Origin of the sequence: Leifsonia sp. NCR5 (assembly GCF_002105485.1) — a bacterium.
Taxonomy (GTDB): Bacteria; Actinomycetota; Actinomycetes; order Actinomycetales; family Microbacteriaceae; genus Leifsonia.
In genome coordinates, this window is sequence record NZ_NCSR01000003.1 from 212,788 (window position 1) to 226,328 (window position 13,541).

General features: G+C 68.9%; 12 protein-coding genes. 9 read left to right on the top strand and 3 right to left on the bottom strand.

The genetic code is table 11. The features are described from left to right. Positions 1-6: 6 nt before the first annotated feature. A complete protein-coding gene (gene menC, locus B7438_RS04510; RefSeq protein ID WP_085368348.1) occupies positions 7-1,131 on the bottom strand; it encodes an o-succinylbenzoate synthase in 1,125 nt (374 codons plus the stop codon). Continuing rightward, complete coding sequence (locus tag B7438_RS04515) at positions 1,128-1,964, bottom strand: GNAT family N-acetyltransferase (RefSeq protein ID WP_085368349.1); 837 nt, start codon at positions 1,962-1,964, stop codon at positions 1,128-1,130. The genes menC and B7438_RS04515 overlap by 4 nt, the downstream gene beginning before the upstream one ends. 110 nt (positions 1,965-2,074) lie before the next feature. Between B7438_RS04515 and B7438_RS04520 the strand changes: the two genes are divergently transcribed. Continuing rightward, a complete protein-coding gene (locus B7438_RS04520) occupies positions 2,075-3,235 on the top strand; it encodes a M20/M25/M40 family metallo-hydrolase (RefSeq protein WP_256921862.1) in 1,161 nt (386 codons plus the stop codon). Between the two features lie 13 nt (positions 3,236-3,248). On the opposite strand, the gene B7438_RS04525 is transcribed toward B7438_RS04520, so the two are convergent. Then, a complete protein-coding gene (locus B7438_RS04525) occupies positions 3,249-4,382 on the bottom strand; it encodes a C39 family peptidase (protein WP_085368350.1) in 1,134 nt (377 codons plus the stop codon). A gap of 320 nt (positions 4,383-4,702) precedes the next feature. Here B7438_RS04525 and B7438_RS04530 point away from each other — a divergent pair, with 320 nt between their 5' ends. From B7438_RS04530 to B7438_RS04565, 8 genes are all read left to right on the top strand, one after another. Further along, a complete protein-coding gene (locus tag B7438_RS04530; RefSeq protein WP_085368351.1) occupies positions 4,703-6,559 on the top strand; it encodes an ABC transporter substrate-binding protein in 1,857 nt (618 codons plus the stop codon). 69 nt (positions 6,560-6,628) lie between these two features. Further along, entirely contained in the window at positions 6,629-7,669 is a 1,041-nt protein-coding gene (locus B7438_RS04535) for an ABC transporter permease (protein WP_085368352.1), read from the top strand. Further along, a complete protein-coding gene (locus B7438_RS04540) occupies positions 7,666-8,586 on the top strand; it encodes an ABC transporter permease (protein ID WP_085368353.1) in 921 nt (306 codons plus the stop codon). The genes B7438_RS04535 and B7438_RS04540 overlap by 4 nt, the downstream gene beginning before the upstream one ends. Continuing rightward, positions 8,586-10,238 (top strand): ABC transporter ATP-binding protein, encoded by a 1,653-nt coding sequence (locus tag B7438_RS04545; RefSeq protein ID WP_085368354.1) that lies wholly within the window; start codon positions 8,586-8,588, stop codon positions 10,236-10,238. The genes B7438_RS04540 and B7438_RS04545 overlap by 1 nt, the downstream gene beginning before the upstream one ends. After that, on the top strand, positions 10,235-11,203 hold the full coding sequence (locus B7438_RS04550) for an LD-carboxypeptidase (RefSeq protein ID WP_085368355.1): 969 nt from the start codon (positions 10,235-10,237) through the stop codon (positions 11,201-11,203). The genes B7438_RS04545 and B7438_RS04550 overlap by 4 nt, the downstream gene beginning before the upstream one ends. Beyond that, positions 11,200-12,039 (top strand): serine hydrolase, encoded by an 840-nt coding sequence (locus tag B7438_RS04555; RefSeq protein ID WP_256921863.1) that lies wholly within the window; start codon positions 11,200-11,202, stop codon positions 12,037-12,039. The genes B7438_RS04550 and B7438_RS04555 overlap by 4 nt, the downstream gene beginning before the upstream one ends. Continuing rightward, entirely contained in the window at positions 12,036-12,848 is an 813-nt protein-coding gene (locus B7438_RS04560; protein WP_085368356.1) for a serine hydrolase, read from the top strand. The genes B7438_RS04555 and B7438_RS04560 overlap by 4 nt, the downstream gene beginning before the upstream one ends. 10 nt (positions 12,849-12,858) lie before the next feature. Continuing rightward, a complete protein-coding gene (locus B7438_RS04565; RefSeq protein WP_085368357.1) occupies positions 12,859-13,515 on the top strand; it encodes a MurR/RpiR family transcriptional regulator in 657 nt (218 codons plus the stop codon). The last annotated feature ends 26 nt before the right edge of the window (positions 13,516-13,541 follow it).

Consider the following 13,541-nt stretch of genomic DNA (forward strand, 5'->3'; position numbering starts at 1 on the left):
TCCTGATCAGCCGGCCGCGGCCGAGACGTCGAGCGTGCGAGACGCGTTCTGCATCACCCAGTCCACGTCCACCTCGTGGCCGATGCCCGACGCGGTCGGCACCTGCACGATTCCGGCCGTGGCGACGACGGGCGGCACGATCACGTCGCGCGCGTAGTACTTGTCGGATCCCGACACGTCCGAGGGCAGCGTGAAGTTCGGCAGCGAGGAGACGGCGACGTTCGCCGCCCGCCCCACCCCGAACTCGTGCATCCCGCCGCACCAGACGGGGATGCCCGCATCCCGGGCAACGTCGTGGGCGGTCCTGGCCGCCGCGAGCCCGCCCATCCTGGACACCTTGATGTTGAGCACCCGTCCCGCGTCGAGCGCGAGCATGGTGTGCAGATCGTCGATGGCGACGACCGACTCGTCGAGGCAGACCGGGGTGTCGATAACGGCCTGCAGGCGCGCGTGCGCCACGAAGTCCCGCGGGGCGAAAGGCTGCTCGATCATCGTCAGGCCGTAGCCGTCGAGGGCCAGCATCACCGCAGTGGACTCCTCCGGCTCCCGGTACGCGCCGTTGGCGTCGACGTGCAGATCCAGCCCGGGATGCGCGGCGCGGACCGCGCGGACCGGCTCGACGTCCCAGCCTGGCGCGATCTTGAGCTTCACCCGCTTGTACCCCGCATCCACCTGGCGAGCGACCTGCGCGAGGAGTTCGTCGACCGTCGGCTCGATGCCGAGCGAGACGCCGGCCTCCACCGCAGTGCGCGTCCCGCCGAGTTGCGACGAGAGCGAGCGGCCGGTCGAGCGCGCGTACAGGTCCCAGCCCGCGATGGAGAAGCCGGCCTTGGCGAACTCGTGACCCCGGATGCGCCCCCACGACGCCTCCAGTTCCTCGGGCGTCTCCCAGATGGCCCCGAGCACGGCGGGCACGAGGTAGCGCTCCGCGATGCTCCACGCGGTGTGCGTGGTCTCCGACCCGTAGTACGGGTCGGAGGGGGTGGCGATCTCGCCCCAGCCGACCCGGCCATCCGCGTCCGTCGCCTCGACGAGAAGGTGGTTGAGCCCGGTCTTGCGGTGCGAGCTCGTCTCGAAGCTGTGGACGAGGGGAAGGGTCACATCGAACAGGCGCAATCGGTCGATTCTCATACGGAGGGCTCCTTGCCGGAATCGGGGTGGGACAGACGTTCGACGGCGAGATAGACGGCTGTGGACGGATCGACGCGCACGCAGGAGACGAGGACGGCTCCGCTGCCGATCAGAGTAGCGAGCGACTGACGCACGTTCGCGCGCAGCAGGTCGTGCGACGCACGCTCCTCTCCGTCGTCGGAGACGGCGGGCGCCTGCGCAGGCACGGCGAGCCAGGCGGCCTCCTGGACGGAGCCGTCCCGGCGGGAGAGCGGCCCGTGGACGACGCGGCCCCAGTCGGCGCGGCCGAGAGCGGGCGGCTCGACACGGCGCAGGTCGTCGAACGGGTCGTCGTCACGCGTCAGCTGCCACTCGACCACCACGCGATCCGTGCCCGCCCTGCCGTAGTAGTCGGGCACGAACCCGACACCCTCCGCACCGAGCGAGGTGAAGTTGAAGTGGGCGTTCCTCGAGAGCACGGGATCGAACGTCCAGCGCATCGTGCGGTGCCCCCACCCGAGCGCTACATCGCGCTGACGCTCTTTGAGCATCCGGCCGACGCCTTCGCCCTGGTGTGACGCATCCACCACGGCCGCCTGCGAATAGTGGAAGTCACGGCCCAGAGCGTCGCGCCCGGCGAAACCGTATGCGAATCCGATCAGCTCGTCGTCGGCCGTGCGCACGCCGACCGCGGACCCTCCGTTGCGCGCGAGGGCGCTGAGAAGATTGGGGTTGAGCGAGAACTCGGGACGCTCGTAGCCGAAAACGCGAGTGTACAGAGCCGCGGCCGCGCGGAACTCCTCGCCGGATCTCAGTGTCTCCGCGCGAAGCGAGGAAAGGGAAGCCTGGGGCACGATACGTTTCCTATGTTTGGTCGCACGAGGCGTGGACCGCCAGGTTATCGCTCTCATAGCGCCCGATCAAGCAAACGATATGATTCGTAAAACAAGCGACAGGAGTCGGCGTGACGCACGAGGTGAACGACGAAGCGGCTGAAACCCTCGCCCGGTTGGAGCGCCTCGCGCGGATCGAATCGCCCTCCTTCGACGCGGGCGCGAGCGAGCGCATGGCGAGCCTCCTCGCCGAATGGTGGGGTGCAGCGGGCGCCGTCGTGCGCATCGAGACGACGGGGGCCGGCGCCAACTTCGTCGCCGACCTCGAGGGCGTCGGCGAGCCCCTTCTGCTCGTCGGCCACTCGGACACGGTCTGGCCGCACGGCGCGATCGAGGATCAGGTGCCGTGGTCCGTGGACGGCGACACCGTGCGCGGCCCAGGCGTCTACGACATGAAGAGCGGGCTGCTCGTGATGCTCGCGGCCGCCGAGCGCCTGCGCGGACGCCCCCACCGGAGCGTGCGCGTCGTGATCGTGTGCGACGAGGAGGTCGGCTCCCCCACCACGCGGGCGCTGCTCCTGTCGTGCGCCGAAGGCGTGTCCGGCGCCATCGGCTTCGAGTCCCCGCATCCGGATGGGGCGCTGAAGGTCGGGCGGCGCGGCAGCACCCGGGTGGGCCTGACGGTTCACGGACGCGCTTCCCATGCCGCGCTAGACCCGGACGGGGGCATCTCGGCCATCGACGAACTCGTCGACCAGCTGGTGGCGGTCAGGGGCATCGTCGCCGACGCGTCTCAGCACTCGGAGGTGCTCTGCAACGTCGGGACGATCGCGGGCGGCGGGCGGGCGAACGTCGTCCCCGCGGAAGCCGAGGCGGAGATCGGCCTGCGGTTCCTGGACGGACAGACGGAACACGCCGTCCTCGACGCACTGCGCGATCTCTCCCCGGTGCGGAGCGGTGCGGTGGTCGAGACGGCGGTGCGCAGCCACCGCCCTGCGTGGAGTCCGTCTGCCGCGGACGGCGACCTGCTGTCGGCGATCGCTGCCGCGGGAGCGCGGGTCGGCCAGACGGTCACCGGCAGGCCTGCGAGCGGAGCAGGTGACACGAATCTGCTCGGGAGCCTGGGCATCCCGACGGTCGACGGCTTCGGCCCCCGGGGCGGCGGCGCTCACGCGGTCACAGAGCGAGTGTCGCTCCGTTCGCTCGGAGAACGGATCGACCTCCTCACGGCGGTGCTCGGCGGCCCGGAGCTCGCGGCCATCGCGCCTCGCGCGCCCCGCGCCGCGGACTGACCACCGCGCCCCGTCACCACTCTCCCTCCGCGCTCGGAGGGAGGGCGTGGCCACGCGGCACGATCAGGTAGACGGTGCGGCGACTGTGCGACCAGGCATCGTCGAACGCACGGCGGGGATAGGTGCGCAGCCCGGCATCACCGCCGGGGTTCGACGGGTCGGCCACCAGCACATCCCCGCCAGCGTCGAAGCCGCGGATCACGAGCAGGTGACCCGGGGTGTCGTAGTCGGCTCCGGGCAGCTCGCCGGGCGCGAACGAAATCGACGCCACGAGCGGAATCCCCGCATCCGTCAGCGTGCGAGCCGAGCGCAGGGACGACAGCCTCGTCACCAGGGCATCGAAGCCGAGCGCTCCGGCGGCAGCGACGTTGAACGACCAGTTGCCCGTCCCGTCGTATGCCGTGTCGTACACGGCCCGCGCCACCCACGGGACGCGCGGGTCGGCTCCGACCGGGACGTCGGCCGATCCAGCGGCCGGAATCCGAGCGCCCCAGGCGGCTGCGACCATGGTGAGCGAGGTCGGCGAACACCACGCCGGACCGCCGCCGCCGAGGTCGGCGCGGGCGGGGTACGCCCGCTGGGACAGAGGCCGCACGGCCGAAGCGGCACCGAACGTCCCTTCCTCGGTCGGGCCGACGACCGCATCCGGAGCCGACGCTGACCCCTCATCATCCGGTGCGCTGAAGCTCACCGCGGCCAGGCGCAACGCATCCCTGGATGCGGCGCGCTCGCCCTCCCGGCCTTCACCCTGGCCTTCGTGGCCGAGCGTGATGCGCAGCTGCACCGCGTCGAACGAGCCTGCGCTCCGTGCCGTCAGAACGTCGGTCTCCATCGTCGGCGCCCCGGACGCAGCGCCGGCTGCGCCTCCCGGCGCCGCACTACTGCGCCGGCCGATGTCGCCCCACAGTGCGACGGTCTGCCAGGGATGCCAGCGTTCGCCGGCCGTGCGCGCACGGAGCTCGACGACAGCGGTCGCGTCCGGGTCGAGGTTCCACGAGGCGACGGCCTGGTCGGCGCCCGCGTCGCCCGCCCAAGCCGGTGCGAGCACGTTCGACGTCCATTGACGGCCCGTCCATCCCTCGTCCGTTTCGGCGCGCACCAGGCTGGTGCGCCACTCCGATGCGTCGGCCTCCGGTGTTCCTAGCATCGCTCCTCCTCGCCCGAATGGATTATCCGGTACGCATCATCCTCCACCAGCAACCGATATGGACGAATATCGGTTTCAGCGTGAATGGGCAATTTGCACACGATTTGCGCGCTGATAGGCACCTTGATGGGCACTTTGCGGTGCTCGGGAATGCGATTGTGCACATTATCGGCAAACCCACCCTTCACCGCGCCACCCGCATGGCGTTACGAATTCATTAACATCTGTCACGAATACGTTGACCAGGACGTGCTCCATGCTGTTCCATTGCTGCAACCCTCGTGGTCCTGCTCTGGACCTCGGCCGATGGAAGGACTCCCATGCGCACCAGGCACCGCAAACATCTGATCCGAGCGCTGTCATTCGTTGCAGCAGCAGCGATCATCGCCGCGCCCGCCGGCGCAGCGAACGCGGCGGAGCCGCACAGCGTCCAGGCCGCCGACCCCACCTCGTCCCCGACGTCCGGCAAAGATGCCAAGACGATGAGGATCGCGACCTCCGGGTTCGTCGACAGCTTCAACCCCTGGACCTCGATCTATCTGCTCCCGACCAACCTCTTCCGCTACATGTACGAGAACCTGGTGCAGAACAGCGACGTCGACGGCTCGCCGACGAAGGGCCTCGCCGACCACTGGAAGGTCGAAGAGGGCGGCAAGAAGTGGGTGTACACCCTGCAGGACGGTCTCACCTGGTCCGACGGGAAGGCCATCACCTCGGCCGACGTGAAGTACACCTTCGACCAGATGATGACCAACCCCGACCTCGCCGTCGCCAACGGCAACTTCCTCGCCAACTTCTCCGATGTGAAGGCGCCGGACGCCAAGACCGTCGTCATCGACCTCAAGGCACCACAGGCTCCGAACCCCGGCATCGAGGTCCCGATCCTCCCCAAGCACGTCTGGGAGAAGATCTCCGACCCCGCCACGTACGCGAACGACAAGGACGTCGTCGGCTCCGGACCGTTCCTGCTGGAGAGCTACAAGGCCAACCAGTTCATCACCATGAAGGCCAACCCGAAGTTCTGGAAGGGCGCCCCGAAGATCGACACCATCCAGTACGTGTACTACACGAACTCGGACGCGCAGGTTCAGGCCCTCCGCTCCGGCGACGTCGACTTCGTGACCGGCCTCACCCCCACCCAGTACCAGGCGCTGAAGGGCGCGGAGGGGATCACCGAGCACTCGGGGATCGGCCGCCGGTTCTCGTCGTTCAGCTTCAACTCCGGCGTCAAGACCGTCGACGGCCAGCCGTTCGGAAACGGGAACCCGGCCCTGCAGGACGTGAACGTGCGTCAGGCCATCCGGATGGGCACCGACACCAAGACCCTGCTGTCGAAGGTGCTCAACGGCCTCGGCAACCCCGGCACGAGCTTCATCCCGTCGTCGTACCCGCAGTGGACGCTGCCCACGGACGACTCGGCCGTGAAGGCACTCGCATACAGCCCGGACAAGGCCAAGGCCAAGCTCGACGCCGCCGGCTGGAAGGTCGGAGCGGACGGCATCCGAGTCAAGGACGGCCAGCGCCTCTCGCTCCGCCTCTTCGTGGACTCGACGGACCCGCAGGAGCAGACGGTCGCGCAGTACTTCCAGCCGTGGATGAAGACGATCGGCATCGACATCCAGCCGATCTCGACGGACTCCGACACGATCAACGCCGACACGCTGAAGGGCAACTACGACATCTACTTCAGCGGCTGGAGCGTCGGACCCGACCCGGACTACCAGCTCAGCATCAACACCTGCTCGAGCCTGCCGACCAAGACGGACGGCACCGGCGCGACCTCGCAGGACGGCTGGTGCAACCCGGAGTACGACAAGCTCTACAAGGAGCAGCAGACCGAGACGGACGCCAAGAAGCGTGAGGCCATCGTCCAGAAGATGCTGCAGCTCAACTTCACGGACACCGCGCAGATCGTGTACTGGTATGCCAACGGGCTCGAGGCCTACCGCTCCGACCGGTTCACCGACTTCCGGATGATGCCGGCGAAGGGCGGGATCATCGCCAATCAGTCCGGCTACTGGGGCTTCATGGACGTCGCACCCGTCGGAGACGGCGCGAGCAGCGACTCCGGCCCCAACGTCGGCCTCCTCGTCACGGGTGGGGTGATCGTCCTCATCGTGATCGGTGCGATCATCTTCTTCGTGGTGCGCCGACGCTCGAGCGCCGACGTCGAATAGTCGACCGGGTGGCCGCGGCGGACTCCCGTCGCGGCCACCGCTCTCCCGTCGCGTCAGAAGAGAAGGCATATGAGCAACGCAACCCCCGTCACAGAGGCGGTGATCCTCGAGGAAAAAGGCGAGGCGACCGTCCGCAGCGCCCCAGCGCTGAAATACGCGCTGAACAAGATCGGCGGAGCGGCGATCAGCCTCGTGATGGTGATCATCCTCGGGTTCTTCGCCTTCAAGATCCTGCCGGGCGACCCGGTCGCCGCGATGGCGCGCGAGCACCCGATGACGTCCGAGCAGATGGCGCAGCTGCGCGAGCAGCTCGGCCTCGACAAGCCGCTCTGGCAGCAGTTCGGCGAGTACATCGGCAACGTCGTCACTCTCAACTTCGGCCAGAGCTACGTCTACAAGCAGAGCGTCGCATCGCTCATCGGCGAATACTTCTGGAACACCATCCTGCTCACCGGAACCTCGGCCATCCTGGCCATCGCCCTCGGTCTCTGGCTCGGCCAGAAGGCGGGCTGGCGACCTGGTTCGATGTTCGACAAGGTCACCACCGGCACCTCGCTGGTGCTGTGGTCGGTGCCGACCTTCTGGCTCGCACTGATCCTGCTCATGGTGTTCGGCGGAACCCTGCACTGGTTCCCGACCGGCGGCATGACGTCGCCGAACCCTCCGGACGATCCGCTCGGCATGGTTCTCGACGTGGCCTCGCACATGGTGCTGCCGGTGATCACGATGGTCGCCGTCGTCTACGCCCAGTACGTGATGGTGATGCGCGCATCCGTGATGGAAGAGAAGAGCGCGGACTACCTCGTCACCGCTCGTGCCAAAGGGCTGAAGGACGACGACCTCCGCCGTCGCCACGCCGTCCCGAACGCGCTGCTGCCCACCGTGACGCTGGTCTTCATGCACATCGGCGGGCTGATCGCCGGCGCCGTCACCGTCGAGACCGTCTTCTCCTGGCCCGGACTCGGCAAGCTCACCTACCAGGCGATCCAGGGACCGGATCTTCCGCTGCTGCAGGGAACGTTCGTGGTCTTCTCGGCCATCATCATCGTCATGAACCTCGTCGCGGACTTCGTGTACCGTCGGCTCGACCCGAGAGTGAGGCGCGGATGAGCGGCACCACCACCGCAACCGCACGGCGTTCGCCCCGCAGCATGGCGTGGGCCAGGCGAAGGGATGCGTTCGGCAGCTTCTGCCGGGAGTTCTCGCACAGCCGCGCCGGAATGGCCGGGCTGATCTTCCTCGTCGTCGTGATCCTGCTCGCGCTCCTCGCCCCGGTGCTCGCGCCGTCGTGGATGCTCGACGTCACCAAGCTCCTCGACCAACCGCGGTTCGCGCCGCCGTCGATCGCGCATCCACTGGGCACCGACGACCAGGGGCGCGAACTGTGGGTGCGGATGATCTGGGGCGCGCGGGTCTCGCTGCTCGTCGGCTTCGCCGCCACCGCCGTGTCGATGATCATCGGCACCATCGTCGGCATCGCGGCCGGCCACTTCACCGGCTGGACCGGCGGCCTGCTGATGCGCATCATCGACTTCTTCCTCGTGCTGCCGTCGCTCATCCTCGCGATCGTCCTCTCGTCCGTGCTCTCGCGCGGCGTCTGGACGATCGTGATCGCCATCGGGCTCACCTCCTGGGCGGGGACCGCGCGCGTGGTGAGGGCGCAGACCCTCTCCGTGGAGTCGCGCGACTACATCGAGCGGGCCAGGGTGCTCGGCGCCGGGCACTGGCACATCATCGTGAAGCATCTGCTCCCCGCCGTGCTGCCGCTCGTGCTGGCGAACACGACCCTCACCGTCGGGTCGGCGATCATCGCGGAGTCCACCCTGTCGTTCCTCGGGCTCGGCGACACCACTCTCCAGTCGTGGGGCTCGGTCCTGAAGAACTCGATGGATGTGTCGGCCGCGACGGCGGGCTACTGGTGGTACATCCTCGTGCCCGGCATCGCGATCGTCCTGGTCGTCCTCGCCTTCACCCTCATCGGCCGCGCCGTCGAGACCATCGTGAACCCGACGCTGAGGAGCCGCTGATGCCCGACCTGACCTTCGACGACGTCAGCATCACCTACCGCACGGCGGGACGCAACGACGAGGGCGAGATCGCCGCGGTCAAGAGCGTGTCCCTGCAGCTGCCCACCGGCGGCACCCTCGGGATCGCCGGCGAGTCTGGATCGGGCAAGTCGACCCTCGCCATGAGTGTGCTGCGGCTCCTGCCCGCAAACGCCAGGCTGGACGGCCGCGTGCTGATCGGCGACACCGACATCGCCGACCTGCGGTTCGGCGAGCTGAGGGCCCTGCGCTGGGCGGAAGCATCCATCGTCTTCCAGGGCGCGATGCACTCCCTCAACCCCGTGCGCACGGTCGGGCAGCAGATCGTCGAGGCGCTCGAACTGCACGTCTCCGAGGCCTGGCGCACCGACAAGGCCCGCAAGGCGCGCGCGCTCGAACTGCTGTACGCGGTCGACCTGGCACCCGCGAAGGCGGAGGCCTACCCGCACGAATTGTCCGGCGGCCAGAAGCAGCGCGTCATGATCGCGATGGCGCTCGCCTGCGAGCCGGACATCATCATCGCCGACGAACCGACGACGGCCCTCGATGTGATCGTGCAGAAGCAGATCCTGGACATGATCAGCACCCTGGTCTCCGAGCGCGGCATCTCGATGCTGATGATCAGCCACGACCTCTCCGTGCTCGCCACCGCCTGCGAGCGGATCGCGATCATGCGCGACGGCGAGCTCGTCGAAGTGGGCGACGGATACGAGGTGTGCACGAATCCGCAGCACCCGTACACGCGTCAGCTGGCCGAGGCGTTCCCGACCATCGGCGACCCCGCGTCCAGGCTCAACCCGGTGACCCGCCGCGCGGACGCGGTCACGGTCACCGACAGATCGCGCGTCCTCTCGGACGAGGTGGTGCTGGAAGCGCGCGGGGTCACCGTCACGTATCACGGGCGCGGCAAGCCACTCGCGGCCGTCAAAGACGTGAGCCTGAGCCTCCGGCGCGGCGAGATCCTCGCGCTGGTCGGGCAGTCGGGGTCGGGCAAGACCACCCTGGCCCGCACGATCGTCGGGTTGCAGCGGGCGGACGACGGCTCGACCATCCGGTTCCGTGGCAAAGACATCCCGCACCGGGGACGCGCGCTGCGCGAGTTCCGCAGCGAGGTGCAGATGGTCCTGCAAGACCCGTCGGCAGCACTGAACCCCAAGATCAGCGTCTACGAGTCCGTCGCCGAGGGCCTGCGCGTGCAGCGCTTCCAGGGCGACGAGCAGGAGCGCGTCGCGCAGAGCCTCGCCGATGCCGAACTGCTCCCGCCGGAGCGTTTCTTCCGCGCCATTCCGCAGGAGCTGTCCGGTGGTCAGCGCCAGCGCGCGGTGATCGCCGGTGCGCTGGCGGTCGGTCCGCAGCTGCTGGTCGCCGACGAACCGGTCGCGTCGCTGGACGCCTCGGTGCGTGGCGAGATCCTGGCGCTGCTGCTTTCGCTGCGCGACAGGCTGGACCTGAGCGCACTGGTCATCACGCACGACCTCGGGCTGGCGTGGAACATCGCCGACACTGTCGCCGTCATGTACGAGGGCGCCCTCGTGGAGTACGGACCGACGGAGCAGGTGCTCCTCGATCCGCAACACCCGTACACGCGCAGGCTGCTCGCTGCCGCGCCGAGCATCGAGCGGAGGCTCGCATGAGCACGTCGGCCCTCGCGGTGGACAGGTCCGCGTACCTCGACACGGCGCCGCTGAAGCCGGGCGACCGCGTGCGGTTCGTGTCGCCGTCCGGACTGGGAAGTGCAGAGAGCCTCGAGCGCGCGGTCGGTTACTACCGCGACTGGGGGCTCGACGTGGTGGTCGGCGAGCACGTGCTCGACCCGCATCCCCACGCGAGCTACCTCGCCGGGCCGGACGACGGGCGCCGCCAAGACCTGGTGGAAGCGTGGATGGACCCCGACGCGGACGCCGTGGTGTGCATCCGGGGCGGCTACGGGGCGATGAGGCTGCTCGACGGGCTCGACTGGGAGCAGCTGCGGGATGCGGCGCTGCGGCGCGACGGACGGCCGAAGCTCCTCACGGGCTCCTCCGACATCACCGCCCTGCACGAAGCGTTCCGGGTGAACCTGGATGTGCCGACGCTGTTCTGCCCGATGGTCGGGAACGACGTGTTCCGCGACTCCGAGTTCGTGCGCGACGACGTGCGCAGCTGGTTGTTCGAGTCGTGGCGGGGACGCGAGATCGTCGGGCCGAAGACGTCGGTGCTCGTGCCCGGTGTCGCCGAAGGGCGGTTCACGGGAGGCAACCTGAGTCTGCTGGCCGGTGCGATGGGAGCGCGGGAGTCGCTCGACCGGCCGGGCGGCATCCTGTTCCTCGAAGATGTGGACGAGCAGAAGTACCGGATCGACGGATTCCTCGTGCAGCTCGGTCGCGCGGGACGACTGGCGGACGCATCCGGGATCGTGCTCGGATCGTGGGACAACTGCGGCGACCTGGACGCCATCCGGGAGCTCGTGGACGAGCTGCTGCCCGGCCTCGGCGTGCCCGTGCTGTGGGAGCAGGGCTTCGGGCACGACCCCAACGCGCTCAGCATCCCGCTCAACGTGGACGGTGCGCTGATCGCACAGCCGGACGCGATCCGGCTGACGGTGGGGGCGTCGCTGTGACGGCGGTTGCGCTGCCCGAGCTCGACCCGCGGGTGCGGTGGTCGATCTGCGTCGTCGATGCCGGGGGCGACAGCGGCAGCGGCAGCGTCCTCGCGGCGCACGAGCCGCACATCGTCTGCGAGACGGCGAGCGTCGGCAAGGTGTTCCTGCTGATCGAGGTGGCGCGCAGGCTGGAAGCCGGGGAGGTCGACCCCGGTCAGCGCGTCCAGATCCCCGAGGAGCATCGCGTCGCCGACTCCGGACTGCTGTACCGGATGCGCGACCAGCGTGTGACCGTGGAGGACGCCGCGCTGCTCGTCGGCGCGGTCAGCGACAACCTCGCCACCAACGCGCTCCTGTGGCTGTGCGGCCTGGACACCGTGCGCGCGGTCGCGCCGTCGCTCGGCTTCACCGACACGTCGCTGCACGACTTCATCCGCAACGAGCGAACGCCCGACCTGCCGTGGACACCGTCGTACGGCACGGGGGCAGAGCTCGCGGAGCTCATGCGCCGCCTCGGCTCCGGCGACGTCGTCTCGCCCGCCGTGAGTGCGCGCGTGCTGGACTGGCTGGCCGCCGACGTCGACACATCCATGGTCGCCGATGCGCTCCTCCTCGACCCTCTCGCACACGTCGATGACGAGTATCAGGGCATGATCCTGCGCCACAAGACGGGGAGCACGTCGTTCGCCCGCATCGACATCGGACACCTCTCCGGCCCGGCCGCCACCGTCGCCTACGCGGTCGCGGCGAACTGGAAGGACGCGGCAGACGATCTACGCGCGCCCGTCCTCGCGGCCATGCACGCCATCGGCGAGCAGCTGCGCGCACACGTCACCGGGATCCCTGCCTCGTGAGCGTGCCGTTCGCCGAGCTGGAGCAGGAGCTGCCCGGCCTCCGGTTCTCCGCGCTCGCCGTCGACATCGACTCGGGCGAGACGCTGTTCCGTCACCGGCCGGACGTCGTGCTCGACACCGCCAGCGTCGGGAAGGTGTTCCTGCTGCACCGACTGCTCACCGAAGTGGATGCGGGCACCCGCTCGCTCGACGAGCGCGTCACCCGGCGTCCATCCGAGTGGATGGACAACTCCGGGCTCTGGTATCTGCTGCAGGCCGACACGCTGTCCCTCTACGACGTGGCCGCGCTGATCGGGGCCGTCAGCGACAACGCGGCGACGAACACGCTCTGCCGGGTGATCGGCCTCCCCACCGTGCAGGAGCACACGCGCGCCATCGGCTACGAGCACTCCGGTCTCGATGACATCGTCCGCTGGCCGCTGCCTCCCGGCGCCCCGCGCACGCTCTCGCACGCGAACGCCGACGAGCTCGTGCGGTTCGTCACCCGCACCGCGCAGGCCGCCGACCTCAGCCCGGCCTCCTCCGACACGCTGCAGCGCTGGCTGGGCGCCGGGATGGACCTGTCGATGGTGGCGTCCGCGTTCGGCCTCGACCCGCTCGCGCACTACCTCTTCGATCGCGGCGTGTGGCTGTGGAACAAGACGGGCACCATCTCCACGGTGCGTGCGGACACCGGCCTCGTGATGACCCCCGACCGACGCGTCGCGTACGCGGTGCTCGCCAATTGGCAGCGCGGCTCCGACGTGCGCGACCGGGTGCTCTCCGTCATGCGCACCGCGGGGGATGAACTGCGGAGGAATCTCCTGTGATACTGCTCCTATGTCGTCAGAAGGGCGCGATGTGAATCCCGGAGAACTCAACAGCCCGCACGAGCGCTACGACGCCAGGGTGCAACGCAGATCGGCCCTCGTCCTCAAACGCCGTGTGGTCGAACAGGAGCGCGAGCAGCTCGCTCACGCACTCGACTGGGCCAAGGACGATCCGGCGTTCGAACTGATCGCCGGGATGATCGTCGCCGCGCGCCGCCGGTTCGTGCTCGGCGCGGCGAAGTCGTTCACGTACGCATCCCTGCTGGCGATGGACCTTAGCGCCGGGCTCGCGAACGTCACCCTCATCGACGGCACGATCGTGCGACCGCTCGACGTGCTCAGCGACGTGCGCACCAGTGACGTGCTCGTGGCCTTCTCGCTCGCTCGCTACCGCAAATACACGATCGACTTCGCCGAGCTGTTCAAGCAGGCGGGCGGAACGCTCGTCGTGATCACCGACGCGCCGGATGCGCCCCTTGTCGCCATCGCGGACGAATCCCTCGTGGTCGACACGGCCAGCGCATCCTTCGCCAACTCACCGACTTCGGTGGCGCTGGTCATCCACATCCTCACCACGCTGACCACGGCGAGCGCCAAGGGCGCGGGCCGCCGCCTCCTCGAGCGGGACAGGCTCGGCGAACAGCTCGGCCTCTACGTCGAAGACTGAACGCGAGATGCCAGTAACTGCGGCGC